The organism is Cupriavidus sp. 207A1 (assembly GCF_057798955.1).
In genome coordinates this window covers 156,813-174,133 of the sequence record NZ_JBYOJO010000002.1, presented here as the reverse complement: position 1 = coordinate 174,133, position 17,321 = coordinate 156,813, and the positions used below count along the sequence as shown (strand labels likewise).

The 17,321-nt window shown below is 65.9% G+C and carries 15 protein-coding genes; 14 read left to right on the top strand and 1 reads right to left on the bottom strand.

The features are described 5' to 3' along the window. The first annotated feature begins 213 nt into the window (after nucleotides 1-213). The 7 genes from gyrA (at nucleotide 214) to aroA (ending at nucleotide 9,642) form a co-directional block, all read left to right on the top strand. A complete protein-coding gene (gyrA, locus tag AC3FMM_RS03585; RefSeq protein ID WP_115708587.1) occupies nucleotides 214-2,901 on the top strand; it encodes a DNA gyrase subunit A in 2,688 nt (895 codons plus the stop codon). 94 nt (nucleotides 2,902-2,995) lie between these two features. Continuing rightward, the gene (locus AC3FMM_RS03580; protein WP_092308167.1) at nucleotides 2,996-3,559 is read left to right on the top strand and encodes a DUF2059 domain-containing protein; all 564 of its coding nucleotides are present in this window, start codon (nucleotides 2,996-2,998) and stop codon (nucleotides 3,557-3,559) included. A gap of 159 nt (nucleotides 3,560-3,718) precedes the next feature. After that, nucleotides 3,719-4,876: a 3-phosphoserine/phosphohydroxythreonine transaminase gene (gene serC / locus AC3FMM_RS03575; RefSeq protein ID WP_115679699.1), complete on the top strand. Its 1,158-nt coding sequence runs from the start codon at nucleotides 3,719-3,721 to the stop codon at nucleotides 4,874-4,876. Nucleotides 4,877-4,979: 103 nt separating this feature from the next. Further along, nucleotides 4,980-6,143: a prephenate dehydratase gene (gene pheA, locus AC3FMM_RS03570; RefSeq protein ID WP_326347356.1), complete on the top strand. Its 1,164-nt coding sequence runs from the start codon at nucleotides 4,980-4,982 to the stop codon at nucleotides 6,141-6,143. A gap of 27 nt (nucleotides 6,144-6,170) precedes the next feature. Continuing rightward, nucleotides 6,171-7,301, top strand: coding sequence for a histidinol-phosphate transaminase (gene hisC / locus AC3FMM_RS03565; RefSeq protein WP_488686118.1), 1,131 nt, complete (start codon nucleotides 6,171-6,173; stop codon nucleotides 7,299-7,301). A gap of 87 nt (nucleotides 7,302-7,388) precedes the next feature. Continuing rightward, nucleotides 7,389-8,288 (top strand): prephenate dehydrogenase, encoded by a 900-nt coding sequence (locus tag AC3FMM_RS03560; protein WP_116313238.1) that lies wholly within the window; start codon nucleotides 7,389-7,391, stop codon nucleotides 8,286-8,288. A 49-nt stretch (nucleotides 8,289-8,337) separates the two neighbouring features. Next, a complete protein-coding gene (aroA, locus tag AC3FMM_RS03555) occupies nucleotides 8,338-9,642 on the top strand; it encodes a 3-phosphoshikimate 1-carboxyvinyltransferase (RefSeq protein WP_115708593.1) in 1,305 nt (434 codons plus the stop codon). Here aroA and AC3FMM_RS03550 read toward each other — a convergent pair. Continuing rightward, nucleotides 9,632-9,877, bottom strand: a complete 246-nt coding sequence (locus AC3FMM_RS03550; RefSeq protein ID WP_116312274.1) for a DUF2061 domain-containing protein — start codon at nucleotides 9,875-9,877, stop codon at nucleotides 9,632-9,634. The genes aroA and AC3FMM_RS03550 overlap by 11 nt on opposite strands. A 125-nt stretch (nucleotides 9,878-10,002) precedes the next feature. Here AC3FMM_RS03550 and cmk point away from each other — a divergent pair, with 125 nt between their 5' ends. The 7 genes from cmk to rfaE1 all read left to right on the top strand — a co-directional run bounded on the left by cmk (nucleotide 10,003) and on the right by rfaE1 (nucleotide 17,298). After that, nucleotides 10,003-10,671, top strand: coding sequence for a (d)CMP kinase (gene cmk / locus AC3FMM_RS03545; protein ID WP_116312275.1), 669 nt, complete (start codon nucleotides 10,003-10,005; stop codon nucleotides 10,669-10,671). A gap of 165 nt (nucleotides 10,672-10,836) precedes the next feature. Next, nucleotides 10,837-12,531 carry a 30S ribosomal protein S1 gene (rpsA, locus tag AC3FMM_RS03540; protein WP_062797346.1) on the top strand — a complete coding sequence of 565 codons (1,695 nt, stop codon included), beginning with the start codon at nucleotides 10,837-10,839 and terminating at the stop codon, nucleotides 12,529-12,531. A gap of 30 nt (nucleotides 12,532-12,561) precedes the next feature. Then, on the top strand, nucleotides 12,562-12,981 hold the full coding sequence (locus tag AC3FMM_RS03535; RefSeq protein WP_115706574.1) for an integration host factor subunit beta: 420 nt from the start codon (nucleotides 12,562-12,564) through the stop codon (nucleotides 12,979-12,981). Nucleotides 12,982-13,264: 283 nt separating this feature from the next. Continuing rightward, nucleotides 13,265-13,606 (top strand): lipopolysaccharide assembly protein LapA domain-containing protein, encoded by a 342-nt coding sequence (locus AC3FMM_RS03530; protein ID WP_115679704.1) that lies wholly within the window; start codon nucleotides 13,265-13,267, stop codon nucleotides 13,604-13,606. A gap of 3 nt (nucleotides 13,607-13,609) precedes the next feature. Continuing rightward, complete coding sequence (lapB, locus tag AC3FMM_RS03525; protein ID WP_116312276.1) at nucleotides 13,610-14,842, top strand: lipopolysaccharide assembly protein LapB; 1,233 nt, start codon at nucleotides 13,610-13,612, stop codon at nucleotides 14,840-14,842. A 36-nt stretch (nucleotides 14,843-14,878) separates the two neighbouring features. Further along, nucleotides 14,879-16,270: a UDP-glucose dehydrogenase family protein gene (locus AC3FMM_RS03520; protein ID WP_116312277.1), complete on the top strand. Its 1,392-nt coding sequence runs from the start codon at nucleotides 14,879-14,881 to the stop codon at nucleotides 16,268-16,270. Between the two features lie 80 nt (nucleotides 16,271-16,350). Then, a complete protein-coding gene (gene rfaE1 / locus AC3FMM_RS03515; RefSeq protein ID WP_062797352.1) occupies nucleotides 16,351-17,298 on the top strand; it encodes a D-glycero-beta-D-manno-heptose-7-phosphate kinase in 948 nt (315 codons plus the stop codon). Nucleotides 17,299-17,321: the final 23 nt, after the last annotated feature.

Here is a 17,321-nt window from a genome sequence, read left to right as displayed (position 1 = left end):
ATGGGTCTTGTATCGCCCGCAAAGCCTTGTGGCATCAGGGATTCCGGGTTTCAGCAGCGGCCTCGGCGGGCCGCTGCGGGGCCTGTCCGGAGAGCGCCGGGCAGGGGGTGCCGGCATGTTAGAATGGCACGTTGCCCGGCCGTCAGGCGCCTACCGGCGCCGCGTGCCAAAGGCCTGTCATTTGCTTAAACCTGCCGCATAAACCACGCCGCAATGGATCCATTCGCAAAAGAAACCCTTCCGGTCTCCCTAGAAGAGGAAATGCGCCGCTCCTACCTCGATTACGCCATGAGCGTGATCGTCGGGCGCGCGCTTCCGGATGTCCGGGATGGCCTGAAACCGGTGCACCGGCGCGTGCTGTATGCGATGCACGAGCTCAACAACGACTGGAACCGCGCCTACAAGAAGTCGGCCCGTATCGTCGGGGATGTGATCGGTAAGTACCACCCGCACGGCGATACCGCAGTCTATGACACCATCGTGCGCATGGCGCAGGACTTCTCGCTGCGCTACATGCTGGTCGACGGCCAGGGGAATTTTGGTTCGGTGGACGGGGATAACGCCGCGGCCATGCGTTATACCGAAATCCGGCTGTCGAAAATCGCCCACGAGATGCTGCACGACATCGACAAGGAAACCGTCGATTTCGACAGCAACTACGACGGCTCTGAAAAAGAGCCCTCGATTCTCCCGGCGCGTATTCCCAATCTGCTAATCAACGGTTCGTCGGGTATTGCAGTGGGCATGGCCACCAATATCCCACCGCATAACCTGAATGAAATCGTCGACGGCTGCCTGCATCTGCTGCGCAACCCGCAGGCGACGGTGGACGAGCTGATTGAATTGATTCCGGCTCCGGATTTTCCGACCGCCGGCATTATCTATGGCATTCAGGGCGTCCGCGAAGGCTACCGCACCGGCCGCGGCCGCGTGGTGATGCGCGCCAAGACGCACTTCGAGGATATCGACCGGGGCCAGCGCCAGGCCATCATCGTCGACGAGCTGCCGTACCAGGTCAACAAGCGCACCCTGCTGGAGCGCATTGCCGAGCTGGTCACCGAGAAGAAGATCGAAGGCATCTCGGATATCCGCGACGAGTCGGACAAGTCCGGCATGCGGGTGGTGATCGAGCTCAAGCGCAACGAGGTGCCCGAGGTCGTTCTCAACAACCTATATAAGAACACCCAGCTGCAGGACACCTTCGGCATGAACATGGTGGCGCTGGTCGACCGCCAGCCGCGCCTGCTGAACCTGCGCCAGATGCTGGAGTACTTCCTGGCGCATCGCCGCGAGGTCGTTACCCGCCGCACGGTGTTCGAACTGCGCAAGGCGCGCGAGCGCGGCCATGTGCTGGAAGGCCTGGCGGTCGCGCTGGCCAATATCGACGAGTTCATCGCCATCATCAAGGCCGCGCCGACGCCGCCGATCGCCAAGCAGGAACTGATGAGCAAGGCGTGGGATTCGGGGCTGGTGCGTGAAATGCTGGCCCGCGCCGAGGGTGAAACCCCCGGCGGGCGGGCGTCGTACCGGCCGGACGGGCTGCCGGCCGTGTTCGGCATGCAGACCGACGGCTTGTATCGGCTGTCGGACGGCCAGGCGCAGGAAATCCTGCAAATGCGCCTGCAACGCCTCACTGGGCTCGAACAGGACAAGATCGTCCAGGAATATCGCGACATCATGGCCGAAATCGCCGACCTGCTCGATATCCTGGCGCGCCCCGAGCGGATTACGTCCATCATCATCGACGAACTGACGGCGATTCGCGCCGAATTTGGTGATGAGCGCCGTTCGCAAATCGAACTGAACGCGACCGAGCTGGATACCGAGGATCTGATCACCCCGCAGGACATGGTGGTCACCCTGTCGCACAGCGGCTATATGAAGAGCCAGCCAATCTCCGAATACCGTGCGCAAAAGCGTGGCGGCAGGGGCAAGCAGGCCACCGCGACCAAGGAAGACGACTGGATCGATACGCTGTTCGTGGCCAATACCCACGACTACATCCTGTGCTTCTCCAACCGCGGCCGGCTGTACTGGCTGAAGGTCTACGAGGTGCCGCAGGGCTCGCGCAACTCGCGCGGGCGGCCGATCGTCAACATGTTCCCGTTGTCGGAGGGCGAGAAGATCAACGTCATCCTGCCGGTGCGGCAGTTCGACGCCGAGCACTTCATCTTCATGACGACCGCGCGCGGCACGGTCAAGAAGACTGCACTCACGGAGTTCTCCAACCCGCGCAAGGCCGGCATCATCGCGGTTGACCTCGACGAAGGCGACTACCTGATCGGTGCGGCGGTGACCGACGGCCAGCACGACGTGATGCTGTTCTCGGACGCCGGCAAGGCCGTGCGCTTCGACGAGAACGACGTGCGTCCGATGGGACGCCAGGCGCGCGGCGTGCGCGGCATGAACCTGGAAGACGGCCAGGCCGTGATCGCGATGCTGGTGGCGCCGGCCGAGACCGCTGAAGAAGCGGCCGATGCGGGCGTGCGCGGCAGCGTGCTGACCGCGACCGAGAACGGCTACGGCAAGCGTACCCCCATCGCCGAGTACACTCGACATGGCCGCGGCACCAAGGGCATGATTGCGATCCAGACGAGCGAGCGCAACGGCCGTGTGGTGGCTGCTGCACTGGTTTCGCCCGAGGACGAGATCATGCTGATCACCACCGGCGGCGTGCTGATCCGTACCCGTGTGGCGGAAATCCGCGAAATGGGTCGCGCCACCCAGGGTGTCACGCTGATCAACGTGGACGAGGGCACCAAGCTGTCCGGATTGCAGCGCATCGTTGAAAGCGATGCCGACAACGGCGGCAATGGCGAGGAGCCGGACGAGGCCGAGGGTGCGGAAGGCGCCGAGGGCACCGAAGGTGCCGCAGGTGCAGATGCCGACGCGAATCCTTAAGACCAAACGTAAATTGTTGCAACAATAGGACGCCAGCCGGAACTCGCCTCGCGGCTGTCCGGACTAAAACGGACGTATTTACCAGGGAGTCACAATGCTCAAAACCTATCGACGTATCGCTGTTCTGGCTGCTTTTGTTCCGACCTTCATGATGGCGCAGCATGCCCACGCACAGGACGCGGAAAAGACGGCAGCCATCAAGGAACTGCTTTCCGTCATGCAGGCAGACCAGGCTGTGAAGGGCCAGGCAGAGAACTGGCAGCAAGGCGCCAAGCAGGAAGCGCCGCTGGTCCTCGAGCAGGTGCTGGTCGAAAACAAGACCCTGAGCGACAAGCAGAAGCAGGCCGCGGTTGAAAAGCTGAAGAAGAACGGCGCGGTGCAGCGCGTCGTGGACGGCGCCGGCACGGCGTTTACGACCGACGGCTTCCGCAAGGATGCCATCCAGGCGCACTACGATGCCTTCGGCAAGTACTACACCACGCAGGAACTGAAGGACCTGACCACCTTCCTGAAGTCGCCGACCGGCCAGAAGTTCATGGCCAACCAGGGCAAGGCGACCCAGGAGATCTGGGGCTCGATGATGCAGAAGTACGGCCCGCAGGTTGGCAAGTCGATGCGCGACGCCGCCGAGAAGGAAATCACCGCCGCTTCGAAGTGATGCCGGCGTGATCCGCAACGGATCCGCCCGCTGCCCGTCCGATCGCGTTCGGGCCGGCGCGCAAACCGGGGGCTAACCCCCGGCGCCCTACGGGGCGCGGGTTTGAGGGATAATGGCTGCTTGGGTAACACCGGCAGCCATTTTTCCATCCCCCGTCTCATGAACGATCCCCAGAATCCCGCTCTTGCCGGCATGATGCAGCGTGCATTGGCCGAACGCGTCTACAACTTCTCGCCCGGCCCGGCAGCGCTGCCTGCCGAAGTGCTGCAACAGGCCGCCGAGGAGATGCTGTCCTGGCGCGGGACCGGGGTGTCGGTGATGGAGATGAGCCACCGCAGCCGCGAGTTCGAAGGCATCCACAACCAGGCCATCGCCGACCTGCGTGAACTGCTGCATATTCCGGCCAACTACCGCGTGCTGTTCCTGCAGGGGGGCGCCATCGGCGAAAACGGCATCGTGCCGCTGAACCTGATGCGCCTGCGTCATGCCGACGCGCCCAAGGCCGACTTCGTCGTCACCGGCACCTGGTCGGTCAAGACCGAGCAGGAGGCCCGCCGCTACGGCGCGGTCAATATCGCCGCCAGCAGCGAGGCGCAGAAATACCACCGCATTCCGGACGTGGCCGACTGGAAGCTGTCGGACGACGCCGGCTACGTGCACCTGTGCACCAACGAGACCATCGTCGGCGTGGAGTTCCAGGACATCCCCGATATCGGCCAGGTCAAGGGCGACCGCGTGGTGGTGGCGGATGCCTCCAGCCACATCCTGTCGCGCCCGATCGACTGGTCGCGCGTGCAGGTGGTCTACGGCGGCGCGCAGAAGAACATCGGCCCGGCCGGCGTCACCATCGTGATCGTGCGCGAAGACCTGATCGGCCATGCCCATCCGCTGTGCCCGTCGGCGTTCAACTGGCGCCTGGTGGCCGAGCACAACTCGATGTACAACACCCCGCCGACCTATGCGATCTATATCGCCGGCCTGGTGTTCCAGTGGCTCAAGCGCCAGGGCGGCGTGCCTGCGATCGAACAGCGCAATATCGCCAAGGCGTCGGCGCTGTACGACTACCTCGACCAGAGCGATTTCTATCGCAACGAAATCCATCCCAGCTGCCGCTCGCGCATGAACGTACCGTTCTTCCTGGGCGACGAATCGCGCAACGAGGCCTTCCTGCAGCAGGCCCGGGCCAACGGCCTGGTGCAACTGAAAGGGCACAAGACCGTGGGCGGCATGCGCGCCAGCATCTACAACGCCATGCCGCTGGAAGGCGTGATGGCGCTGATCGAATTCATGCGCGAGTTCGAGCGGACCTCCGCCTGACGCGCATTCCCGCTGCGGGTCCACGCATGCCAGCCACGGCATGCCGGGCCGCGCGGGCAGTTTCCTGGCCGCCGCGCCCGGCGGCCCACCGGATTGATACAACATGACAAGACAAGACCGCACCCCCGCGCGCGAGGAGACGCCGCCAAATGCGCCGCAGAACGGCGACAGCCATCTGAGTGATGCCGAGCGCCAGCTGTCGGTCGAGCTGGGGCCGCTGCGCGAGCAGATCGATACCGTGGACCGCGAGCTGCTGGCGATGCTGAACCGCCGCGCGAAGCTGGCGCTCGAGGTGGGCGAGGTCAAGAAGAAGTACGGCGCGCCGGTGTTCCGTCCGGAGCGCGAGCTGCAGGTCATCCGCAAGGTGCAGGGCGCCAACCCGGGTCCGCTGCTGGGCGAAAGCGTGGCCGCCATCTGGCGCGAGGTGATGTCCGCCTGCCGCGGGCTGGAGAAGCCGCTGGAAGTGGCGTTCCTGGGCCCGGCCGGCACCTTCTCGGAGCAGGCGCTGTACGCGCATTTCGGCCACGAGGTATCAGGCGTGCCTTGCCCCAGCATCGACGAGGTGTTCCGCGCGGTCGAGGCGGGCACGGTCGAGTACGGCGTGGTGCCGGTCGAGAATTCCACCGAGGGCGCGGTGTCGCGCACGCTCGATCTGTTCCTGCAGACCTCTCTGAAAATCAGTGGCGAGATCGCGCTCAAGGTGCACCACAACCTGATGGCGTCGACCCCCGACATGAAGGGCGTCACGGTGGTGCGCGCGCATGCGCAGGCGCTGGCGCAGTGCCAGCACTGGCTGACCGCCAACTATCCGCACCTCGAGCGCCAGGCGGTGTCGAGCAATGCCGAAGCGGCGCGCATGGCCAGCGAAGACCCGACCGTGGCCGCGATCGCCGGTGAATCGGCCGCCAACCGCTACCATCTGCACCTGGTGCGCACGCATATCCAGGACGATCCGCACAACCGCACGCGCTTTGCCGTGATCGGCCGCTATGAGACCGAGCCCTCGGGCAGCGACCAGACCTCGCTGATCCTGTCGGTGCCCAACAAGGCCGGCGCGGTGTACCAGCTGCTGGCGCCGCTGGCCGCGAACGGCGTGTCGATGTGCCGCTTCGAGTCGCGTCCGGCGCGCAGCGGCGCGTGGGAATACTACTTCTACGTCGACGTGGAAGGGCACCAGCATGAGCCCGCGGTGGCGCGCGCGATCGAAGAGCTGCGCCGCAACGCGGCCTACCTGAAGGTGCTGGGCTCGTATCCATCGAGCAAGTAAGGCAGCCGGATCGCACAAGGAGACAAGATGGCAGAGCAGGGCAAGCAGGGCGGCGCACCGGGTTTCGGGCCGGATTATGTGCGGGCGATTTCGCCCTACGTGGCGGGCAAGCCGATTGCGGAAGTCGCGCGCGAGTTCGGCCTGGACGAGGCCGGCATCGTCAAGCTCGCCTCCAATGAGAATCCGCTGGGCATGCCGGAATCGGCGCGCACTGCAGTGGCCGCGGCGGTCGCCGAACTGGGCCGCTATCCCGATAGCAACGGCTTTGCACTGAAGGGCGCGTTGTCGGCGCGCCTCGGCGTGCCCGCCGACTGGCTGACACTGGGCAACGGCAGCAACGACATCCTGGAGTTGGCCGCGCACGCGCTGGTGGAGCCGGGCCAGTCGATCGTCTATGCCGAGTACTCGTTCGCGGTGTACGCGCTGGCCACGCAGGAGATCGGCGCCCGTGCCATCGAAGTGCCCGCGCGCGACTACGGCCATGACCTCGACGCGATGGCGGCGGCGATTGCGCCGGATACGCGCCTGGTCTTTATCGCCAACCCGAACAACCCCACCGGCACCTTCCTGCCGGCGGCGCAGATCGAGGCGTTCCTGCAGCGGGTGCCGCGCCATGTCGTGGTGGTACTGGACGAGGCCTACAACGAGTACCTCGATGCCGGCCAGCAATACGACGCGATTGCCTGGGTGCGCAGCTATCCCAACCTGATGGTGTCGCGCACGTTCTCCAAGGCCTATGGCCTGGCGGGCCTGCGCATCGGCTATGCGGTGGCGCAGCCGGAACTGACCGACCTGCTGAACCGCATCCGCCAGCCGTTCAATGTCAACAGCGTGGCGCAGGCCGCCGCCATCGCCGCGCTGGCCGATACCGCCTTCCTGCGCCGCAGTGCAGAGCTGAACCGCGACGGCAAGCGGCAACTGACCGAAGCATTCGACCGGCTCGGCCTGGAATACGTGCCGTCGTCCGGCAATTTCGTGCTGGTGCGCGTGGGCGACGATGACGGCGCCGGCGCGCGCGTGAACCTGGCGTTGCTCCGGCAGGGCGTGATCGTGCGCCCGGTGGGCAACTACAACCTGCCGCGCTGGCTGCGCGTGACCATCGGCTTGCCGGAAGAGAACGCGGCGTTTATCGCGGCGCTGGAGCGGGTGCTGGCCTGAGGCCGGCCGCCGCAGAAGCGAATGGTTGTGCCGCCCCTTGACTGACCTCGGTCTGAACCGAACTACCGCCGCTTGCGGCCTGTGATTGTGAGTGCATTGCATTTTTCCCGTGTTGTCATTGTCGGCGTCGGCCTGATCGGCGGCTCGCTCGCGCTGGCGCTCAAGCGCGCCGGCGTGGTGGGAACGGTGGTCGGGGTGGGGCGCTCGGCTGCCTCGCTGCAGAAGGCGCTGGACCTGGGCGTGATCGACGAGGCCGCGACGCTGGCCGATGCCGCGCGCGGCGCCAGCGTGATCGTGCTGTGCGCGCCGGTGGCGCAGAACTTTGCCTTGCTGCACGCGCTCGAGCCGCACCTGCAGCCGGGCACCATCGTTACCGATGCTGGCAGCACCAAGTCCGACGTGATCATCGCCGCCAAGACCGCGCTGGGCGACAAGGCCGCGCAGTTCGTGCCGGCCCATCCGATCGCCGGGCGCGAGCTCAACGGCGTCGAGGCCGCGCTGCCGGACCTGTACGACGGCAAGAAGACCGTGCTGTGTCCGCTGCAGGAAAACGCGCGCGCAGATGTTGCCGCGGTGCGCGCCATGTGGGAAAGCGCCGGCGCGTATTGCCACGTGATGTCGGCGGTGCAGCACGACGCCGTGTTTGCCGCGGTCAGCCATCTGCCTCACGTGCTGTCGTACGCGCTGGTGGCGCAGGTGGCCAACGCCGAAGATGCGGCGCTGAAGCTGGATTTCGCCGGCGGCGGCTTCCGCGACTTCACGCGGATCGCAGCCTCGTCCCCTGAGATGTGGCGCGACATCTGCGTCGCCAACCGCGACGCGCTGCTGCGCGAGCTGAATACCTACCAGTCGGTGCTGGCGCACCTGAAGACGCTGATCGAGAAAGGCGACGGCGACGCGCTCGAGCGCATCTTCACGCGCGCCAGCAAGACCCGCCTGGCCTGGGGTGCCGAGCGTGCCGCGGGCAACAACCATATCGAACCCTGATGGCCTCGGCCCATCGCCTGAACGCGGCGCCCCGGCGCCCACGACATCCATGGAACACCTGACGCTAGGCCCCCTGACCCGCGCCCACGGCACCGTTCGGCTGCCGGGCTCGAAGAGCATCTCCAACCGCGTGCTGCTGCTGGCTGCGCTGGCCAACGGCGAGACCCGCGTGCGCGACCTGCTCGATTCCGACGACACCCGCGTGATGCTGCAGGCGCTGCGCACGCTGGGCGTGGCCTGGCGGCAGGAAGGCGCCGACTACATCGTCACCGGCGCCGGCGGCAACTTCCCCAACAAGTCGGCCGAGCTGTTCATGGGCAACGCCGGCACCGCGATCCGTCCGCTGACCGCCGCGCTGGCGCTGCAGGGCGGCAGCTACAAGCTGTCCGGCGTGCCGCGCATGCATGAGCGGCCGATCGGCGACCTCGTCGACGGCCTGCGCCAGGTCGGCGCGGTGATCGACTACCTTGGCAACGAAGGTTTCCCGCCGCTGCATATCCAGCCGGCCAGCCTGCGCATCGACGCGCCGATCCGCGTGCGCGGCGACGTCTCGAGCCAGTTCCTGACCGCGCTGCTGATGAGCCTGCCGCTGGCGCAGTCGCCCAGCGGCCGCATCGAGATCGAAGTGGTGGGCGAACTGATCTCGAAGCCGTATATCGAGATCACGCTGAACCTGCTGGCGCGCTTCGGCATCGATGTTGAGCGGCAGGGCTGGGAGCGCTTCATCCTGCCCGCAGGGGCGGCTTACCGCTCGCCGGGCGAGATCTTTGTCGAGGGCGACGCATCGTCGGCTTCGTATTTCCTGGCCGCCGGCGCGATCGGCGGTGGTCCGGTGCGCGTGGAAGGCGTCGGCATGGCCAGCATCCAGGGTGATGTGCGCTTTGCCGATGCGCTCAACCGCATGGGCGCCAATGTGATGGCGGGCGACAACTGGATCGAGGTGCGCGGCACCGAGCGCGACGACGGGCGCCTGCACGGCATCGAACTGGACTGCAACCACATTCCCGATGCCGCCATGACACTGGCGGTGGCGGCGCTGTTTGCCGAAGGCACCACCACGCTGACCAATATCGCCAGCTGGCGCGTCAAGGAAACCGACCGCATCGCCGCGATGGCGACGGAACTGCGCAAGCTGGGCGCCGTGGTCGAGGAGGGCGCCGACTACCTGCGCGTGACGCCGCCGCAGCCGTGGCAGACCCCGGCCGACGGCATTGGCACCTATGATGACCATCGCATGGCGATGTGTTTCTCGCTGGCGGCGTTCGGCCCGTTGCCGGTGCGGATCAATGATCCGGGCTGCGTGGCGAAGACCTTCCCGGACTACTTCAGCGTGTTCGCCGGCGTCACGCGCTGAGCAGGCCTGCGTTGGCACCGTTGCCGGCGGAGGCTGCGGCGCTGTCGCCGGTGGCCGGCGCCTGGCGATGCTGGCGCTTGTCCCAGTACTTGTCGAAGAAGTAGTGGGCCACGGTATTGATGGCCGGTTCGATAAAAGTGACGGCGCCGCTCACGGCCAGGCTGCCGGTCAGCGCATAGGTCACGCTGAACGCGATGCCGAGGTGCATGATGCCGAACGTCAGGGTTTTTGCCATGGTAGATTGCCTCGCGACCAATACTGAGGGATGCATCGCGCTTGCCGCGGCACGATGCCATGGATCAAATGATAATGATTCTCAATAGAATTAACAATCAATCGTTTCACTGGATGCCATAAGCAATGACTATCGTCAACGTCATCACCATTGACGGACCGACCGCCTCTGGCAAGGGCACGGTTGCGCACAAGGTTGCCGATGCGGTGGGCTTCCACTTGCTCGACAGCGGTGCGCTGTACCGGCTGGTAGCGCTGGCCAGCGACCGCTTGGGTGTTGACCTGGCCGACATGGACGCCCTGGCGCGGATCGCTTCGCGCCTCGATGTGAAGTTCGGGCCCGACCGCGTCTGGCTGCAAGGCGAGGAAGTGAGTCTGGCCATCCGCGCCGAGGCGATCGGCAACCGCGCCTCGGCCATCGCCGTGCACCAGCCGGTGCGCGACGCGCTGACCCAGCTGCAGCGCAGCTTTCGCAAGCTGCCCGGGCTGGTGGCGGACGGCCGCGACATGGGCACCGTGATCTTCCCGGACGCCCAGCTCAAGGTGTTCCTGACCGCGAGCGTCGAGGCGCGTGCGCGCAGGCGCTATAAACAATTGATTGATAAGGGAATTTCTGCTAATATCGAAGACCTTTTGCGTGACCTTGAGGCGCGCGACGCGCGGGATCGTACCCGTGCCGCCGCGCCGCTGCGTCCCGCCGAGGATGCAAAGCTGCTCGATACCTCCGACATGACGGTGGATCAGGCAGTGGCGCAGGTGCTGGAGTGGTTTGCCGCTGTGCGGCCCGATGCATGACATGCAGCGGGCGCATCCGTAGAAGCGGCGCGCCCCTTCCGTACCCGATGGCGTCAGTCCGGGCCTGTGCCCTGGCTGGCTTTTGTCAAACCTGACCCCGCTGCCCTGGCAGACTGAGCGCGATCGTCGCGCCGGCCAGCGTATTGCGGATTTCACCTTACGTTTATGTCCGACCTGCAAACTAACGAATCCTTTGCCGCACTGTTCGAGGAATCGATCGCCCGCTCCAATATGAAGGCTGGCGAAGTGATCTCCGCTGAAGTCGTGCGCATCGACCACAATTTCGTGGTCGTCAACGCCGGCCTCAAGTCCGAGGCATTTGTGCCGGTGGAGGAGTTCCTGAACGACCAGGGCGAACTCGAAGTGCAGGCCGGCGACTACGTCTCCGTGGCCATCGACGCACTCGAGAACGGCTATGGCGACACCATCCTCTCGCGCGACAAGGCCAAGCGCCTGGCCTCGTGGCTGAACCTCGAGAAGGCACTGGAAGACGGCGAAATCATCTCGGGTACCGTGACCGGCAAGGTCAAGGGCGGCCTGACGGTGATGGTCAACGGCATCCGCGCGTTCCTGCCGGGCTCGCTGGTTGACGTGCGTCCGATCAAGGACACCACCCCGTACGAAGGCAAGACCCTGGAATTCAAGGTCATCAAGCTGGACCGCAAGCGCAACAACGTTGTGCTGTCGCGCCGCGCCGTGGTCGAAGCCACGCTGGGCGAAGAGCGCCAGAAGCTGATGGAAACCCTGAAGGAAGGCGCCATCGTCAACGGTATCGTCAAGAACATCACCGACTACGGTGCGTTCGTTGACCTGGGCGGCATCGACGGCCTGCTGCACATCACCGACCTGGCCTGGCGCCGTGTCCGCCACCCGAGCGAAGTGCTGTCGGTTGGCCAGGAAATCACCGCCAAGATCCTCAAGTTCGACCAGGAAAAGAACCGCGTCTCGCTGGGCGTGAAGCAGCTGGGCGAAGATCCGTGGGTCGGCATCTCGCGCCGCTACCCGCAAGGCACCCGCCTGTTCGGCAAGGTGACCAACCTGACCGACTACGGCGCGTTCGTCGAGATCGAAGCCGGCATCGAAGGCCTGGTGCACGTGTCGGAAATGGACTGGACCAACAAGAACGTGGCCCCGTCCAAGGTGGTCCAGCTGGGCGACGAAGTCGAAGTCATGGTGCTGGATATCGACGAAGACAAGCGTCGTATCAGCCTGGGCATGAAGCAGTGCAAGGCCAACCCGTGGGACGATTTCTCGCGTAACCACAAGAAGGGCGACAAGCTCGCCGGCCAGATCAAGTCGATCACCGACTTCGGCGTGTTCATCGGCCTGCCTGGTGGCATCGACGGCCTGGTGCACCTGTCCGACCTGTCCTGGCAAGAGTCCGGCGAAGAGGCCGTGCGCAAGTACAAGAAGGGCGACGAAGTCGAAGCCGTGGTACTGGGCATCGACGTCGACAAGGAACGCATCTCGCTGGGCATCAAGCAGCTGTCGGGCGATCCGTTCAACAACTTCATCTCGGCCAACGACAAGGGCTCGCTGGTTCAGGGCACGATCAAGGCCGTTGACGCCAAGGGCGCCGTGGTCCAGCTGGCCGACGACGTCGAAGGCTACCTGCGCGCATCGGAAATCTCCGCTGACCGCGTGGAAGACGCCCGCAACGTGCTGAAGGAAGGCGAGCAGATCACCGCCCTGGTGGTGAACGTCGACCGCAAGTCGCGCAACATCAACCTGTCGATCAAGGCCAAGGACAGCGCAGAGCAGCAGGAAGCGATGCAGAAGTTCCAGGCCGACACCGGCACGGCTGGCACGACCAACCTCGGCGCCCTGCTGAAGGCCAAGCTCGGCCAGGACAACCAGTAATCGCAGGCCCCCGCGCTTGCGCGTATGCCCATGACCAAGTCGGAGCTCGTCGAAAAACTGGCTGCCCGCTTCCCCCAGCTGCTGCTGCGGGATGCGGACATCTCGGTGAAAACGATACTCGACGCGATGTCCGAAGCGTTGGCCGACGGCCACCGCATCGAGATCCGCGGATTCGGCAGTTTTGGTCTGAACCGGCGTCCGCCTCGCGTGGGGCGCAATCCCAAGTCCGGCGAGCGGGTGCTGGTACCTGAAAAACGGGTGCCGCACTTCAAGGCGGGCAAGGAATTGCGCGAACGGGTTGACCGTAGCCAGCCGGCGCCCGCGGGCGCCAACGGCAACGGCCATTCCGGCGGCACGGCGCAAGCCCTGCCGGGCAAGGCAGGCCAGGGCGCGGCATCCGCCGCACCGACGGGGTTGCACGAGAGCGGACTGGATTTCATTCGCTCGTGACTTCGACTGGCACTGCCTGCTACTGATTTGTCAAAAAAGCGCCCCTTGGGGCGCTTTTTTTTATGCTCGATGCTGGCGGAACGGCATGCGGCAGCGTCTGCAAGCCGGAGCGCCGACACCTATGAGACGCGCCCCGGCAGGCCGTTACCGCCACGTTACCGAATCCGTGAAGTGATTCCGTTACAATGCCGGGGTCTTGGCCGGGCCTTGCACTGGACGTCCTGCCAGCCGCAGGCTTTGTGCTTGCCCGCCTCAACGCCATGCCGCTTCGCCGCCTACCCGCATGAAACTGTTTGCCTGGATCGTCCGCATCGTCGTATTCGTGCTGCTGTTCGTGCTGGCCCTGCGCAATACCGCAGAAGCCTCGCTGCAGCTGTTCTTCAATGCCGTCTGGCATGCGCCGCTGATCCTGATCCTGTTTGCCGCCTTCGCGCTGGGCGCGGTGGCGGCGCTGGCCTCGGTGGCGCCTGGGCTGATGCGCCAGCGCGTGGAACTGGCCAGGCTGCGGCGCGCGGCCGCGGACGCACGGGCGTCGACGGCGGCGCCGTCGGCGGCAGCGGCGAGCGCCGCCCCGGTGCCCCGCGACGGCAAGTCTCCCTATAACGTAGTCGGCCCGAAAGTCTGATCCATGATGTTCGAAACCTGGTGGCTGTTGGTGCTGCCACTTGTCTTTGGCCTTGGCTGGATGGCGGCGCGCTTCGACGTGCGCCAGATGATCAGCGAGCAGGGGGCCTTGCCGCGCTCCTACTTCAAGGGACTCAATTTCCTGCTCAACGAGCAGCCCGACAAGGCCATCGACGCCTTTGTCGAAGTCGCCCGGCTGGACCCGGAAACCACCGAGCTGCACTTTGCGCTGGGCGCGCTGTTCCGGCGCCGCGGCGAAACCGAGCGCGCCATCCGCGTGCACCAGAACCTGGCCACGCGCCCCGACCTGCCCGAGCCCGAACGCGAGCACGCGCTGTTCGAGCTGGGCGAAGACTACCTGCGCGCGGGCCTGCTCGACCGTGCCGAGGAATCGCTGCGCCGGCTGATGTCGGGGCCTTACGCGGCGTCGGCCAAGCGCGTGCTGCTCGAGCTCTACGAGGTCGAAAAGGAGTGGCAGAAGGCGATCGATGCCGCGCGTGAGCTGCAGACGCTGGAGCAGAAGAGCTACAGCCTGCAGATCGCGCAGTTCTGCTGCGAGCTGGCGCAGGACGCGCTGCAGCGCAAGCGCCCCGAAGACGCGGTGAAATGGCTGAACCAGGCCGTGGCCGAGAATCCCGCCAACGTGCGCGCGCCGATCCTGCTCGGCGACGTCGCCGCGGCGGCGGGCGATGCGCGCGCGGCGCTGGGCCACTGGCTCGGCATCGAGCAGCAGGACGCTGCCTTCCTGCCGCTGGTGGCCGAGCGCGTGGTCAAGGCCTATGCCGCCCTGGACGAGCAAGGGGTGGCGCTGGAGTGGCTGCGCGGCCTGCTCAAGGGCAAGCTCGCGCCCGAGGTGCTCGACACCGCGTACAAGGCCGAACTGGAGGTGAATGGCCCCGAGGCCGCGGCGCGCCTGATGCGCGAACAGCTGCGCCGCCAGCCCACGTTGCTGGCGCTGACCAAGTACTTCGAGGCGCAGTCGGCGGTGGCCGCCACCGCGCCCGCCGCGCAGGCTGCTGTGGTCGAGGCCGCGACTGGCCAGTCCGAGGGCGCGGAAGCGGACGACGAGGCGAAGGAAACCACTGCCATCCGCGACCTGCTGCAACTGCGAACGCGCAACCTGGCGCGCTATACCTGCCGCGAATGCGGTTTCCGTGCGCGGCTGTTCTATTGGCAGTGCCCTGGTTGCAACCGCTGGGAGACCTATGCCCCGCGGCGTTCCGAAACGCTCGGCTGATTTCCGGTGGCCGTGCAACGGATGTGAATTGAAGCTATGAAAGTCACCATTATCGGCAGCGGCTACGTCGGTCTCGTCACCGGCGCCTGCCTGGCGGAGCAGGGCAACGACGTGTTCTGCCTGGACCTGGACGAGCAGAAGATCGCGCTGCTCAACGCGGGCGGCGTGCCGATCTACGAGCCGGGCCTGCAGGAACTGATCCAGCGCAACCGCGAGGCCGGCCGCCTGATCTTTTCCACCGACGTGGCAGCCAGCGTCGAGCATGCCGACGTGCAGTTCATCGCGGTGGGCACGCCGCCGGACGAGGACGGCTCGGCCGACCTCAAGTACGTGCTGGCGGCGGCCCGCAATATCGGCCGCCACATGACCGGCTTCAAGGTGGTGGTCGACAAGTCGACCGTGCCGGTGGGGACCGGCGACCGCGTCACCGCCGCGATTCGCGAGGAGCTGGCCGCGCGCGGACTGGAAGACCTGCAGTTCTCGGTGGTGTCGAACCCGGAATTCCTGAAAGAGGGCGCCGCGGTCGAAGACTTCATGCGCCCCGACCGCATCGTGCTGGGCTGCAATGCCGACGCCGCCGGCCGCCACGCGCAGGCCACCATGCGGCAGCTGTATGCGCCGTTCAACCGCCACCATGAGCGCACCTTCTACATGGACGTGCGCTCGGCCGAGTTCACCAAGTACGCGGCCAATTCGATGCTGGCCACGCGCATCTCGTTCATGAACGAGCTCGCCAACCTGGCTGACGAGGTCGGCGCCGATATCGAGCTGGTGCGCATGGGCATCGGCTCGGACCCGCGCATCGGCTACAGTTTCCTGTATGCCGGCGCAGGCTATGGCGGATCGTGCTTTCCCAAGGACGTCCAGGCGCTGATGCGCACCGCCGCAGACCATGGCAAGCCATTGCGCGTGCTGGAGGCGGTGGAAGCCGTCAACGGCGCGCAGAAGCGCGTACTGGGCGAAAAGATCGTACGCCGCTTCGGCGACGACCTGACCGGCCGCGTCTTTGCGCTCTGGGGTCTGGCCTTCAAGCCCAATACCGACGACATGCGCGAGGCGCCGTCGCGCGTGCTGGCGCGCGAGCTGGTGTCGCGCGGCGCGTCGCTGCGGGTGCATGACCCGGTCTCGATGGCCGAGGCGCGCCGGGTGCTGGAGGCAGACCTGGCCGATGTGCCGGGCGGCGCCGCGCGCGTGAGCTTCCACCAGCACCAGATGGATGCGCTCGACGGCGCCGACGCGCTGGCGATCGTGACCGAATGGAAAGTGTTCCGCAGCCCCGACTTCGGTCAGATCAAACGGCGGCTGAAGTCGCCGGTGATCTTCGATGGACGCAATCTGTATGAGCCCGAGGCGATGCGCGAGACCGGCGTGGAATACCACGCCATCGGCCGCCCGGCCCGCAAGGCTGCGCCGCCGGCGAACGAATAAGGCGTACGTGGGTCAACGGACTCATCAATCGATAAGCTAACGCGGCTGCCGCGGCCGCCGCGATATTGCCAAGGATCTTCATGAACAAGACCGTCATTCCGCAGGAGCAGATCCGGCAGTCCCATATCCTGGTGGTCGGCGACATGATGCTGGACCGGTATTGGTTCGGCGACGTCGAGCGCATTTCGCCGGAAGCGCCGGTGCCGGTGGTGCAGGTCAAGCGCAGCGACGAGCGCCTGGGCGGTGCCGCCAACGTGGCCCGCAACGCCGCGGCGCTGGGCGCGCGCGTCGGCATGCTGGGCGTGGTCGGCGACGACGAGCCGGCGCGCACGCTCGAGGCGCTGCTGGCCGAAAGCCACGTGCAGCCCTACCTGCACCGCGACGCCAAGATCAACACCACCATCAAGCTGCGTGTGGTGGCACACCAGCAGCAACTGCTGCGCGTGGATTTCGAGAACACGCCGGCGCATGAAGTGCTGCTCGCGGTACAGGACAAGTTCCAGGGCCTGGTCAACGATTACCAGGTGCTGGTGCTGTCCGACTACGGCAAGGGCGGGCTGACCCACGTCACGCGCATGATCGACGCCGGCCGCGCGGCCGGCCGCAAGGTGTTGGTCGACCCCAAGGGCGACGACTACTCGCGCTACCGCGGCGCCACGCTGATCACCCCCAACCGCGCCGAGATGCGTGCCGTGGTCGGCGCCTGGAAGACCGAGGCCGACCTGACCATCCGCGCGCAGAACCTGCGCCGCGCGCTGCAGCTCGAAGCGCTGCTGCTGACGCGCTCGGAAGAGGGCATGACGCTCTATACCGAAGCCGAAGTGCTGCACGTCTCCGCGCAGGCCCGCGAGGTCTATGATGTATCCGGTGCCGGCGACACCGTGATCGCCACGCTCGCCACCATGATGGGTGCGGGCGTGCCGCTCAAGGAAGCCGTGCAGCATGCCAATCGCGCCGGCGGCATCGTGGTCGGCAAGCTGGGCACCGCCGTCGTCACTTATCCCGAATTGTTCGGTGCCGCTGCCTGAGGCGCGGCGCCCCATCCTGATCC

What these genes read in the sequence shown, in the direction of transcription:
- pheA (WP_326347356.1), top strand. Translation starts at nt 4,980, where the DNA reads ATGACAAGACAAGACCGCACCCCCGCGCGCGAGGAGACGCCGCCAAAT.
- serC (WP_115679699.1), top strand. Translation starts at nt 3,719, where the DNA reads ATGAACGATCCCCAGAATCCCGCTCTTGCCGGCATGATGCAGCGTGCA.
- AC3FMM_RS03530 (WP_115679704.1), top strand. Translation starts at nt 13,265, where the DNA reads ATGAAACTGTTTGCCTGGATCGTCCGCATCGTCGTATTCGTGCTGCTG.
- cmk (WP_116312275.1), top strand. Translation starts at nt 10,003, where the DNA reads ATGACTATCGTCAACGTCATCACCATTGACGGACCGACCGCCTCTGGC.
- gyrA (WP_115708587.1), top strand. Translation starts at nt 214, where the DNA reads ATGGATCCATTCGCAAAAGAAACCCTTCCGGTCTCCCTAGAAGAGGAA.
- rpsA (WP_062797346.1), top strand. Translation starts at nt 10,837, where the DNA reads ATGTCCGACCTGCAAACTAACGAATCCTTTGCCGCACTGTTCGAGGAA.
- AC3FMM_RS03550 (WP_116312274.1), bottom strand. Translation starts at nt 9,877, where the DNA reads ATGGCAAAAACCCTGACGTTCGGCATCATGCACCTCGGCATCGCGTTC.
- aroA (WP_115708593.1), top strand. Translation starts at nt 8,338, where the DNA reads ATGGAACACCTGACGCTAGGCCCCCTGACCCGCGCCCACGGCACCGTT.
- AC3FMM_RS03580 (WP_092308167.1), top strand. Translation starts at nt 2,996, where the DNA reads ATGCTCAAAACCTATCGACGTATCGCTGTTCTGGCTGCTTTTGTTCCG.
- rfaE1 (WP_062797352.1), top strand. Translation starts at nt 16,351, where the DNA reads ATGAACAAGACCGTCATTCCGCAGGAGCAGATCCGGCAGTCCCATATC.
- AC3FMM_RS03520 (WP_116312277.1), top strand. Translation starts at nt 14,879, where the DNA reads ATGAAAGTCACCATTATCGGCAGCGGCTACGTCGGTCTCGTCACCGGC.
- AC3FMM_RS03535 (WP_115706574.1), top strand. Translation starts at nt 12,562, where the DNA reads ATGACCAAGTCGGAGCTCGTCGAAAAACTGGCTGCCCGCTTCCCCCAG.
- lapB (WP_116312276.1), top strand. Translation starts at nt 13,610, where the DNA reads ATGATGTTCGAAACCTGGTGGCTGTTGGTGCTGCCACTTGTCTTTGGC.
- hisC (WP_488686118.1), top strand. Translation starts at nt 6,171, where the DNA reads ATGGCAGAGCAGGGCAAGCAGGGCGGCGCACCGGGTTTCGGGCCGGAT.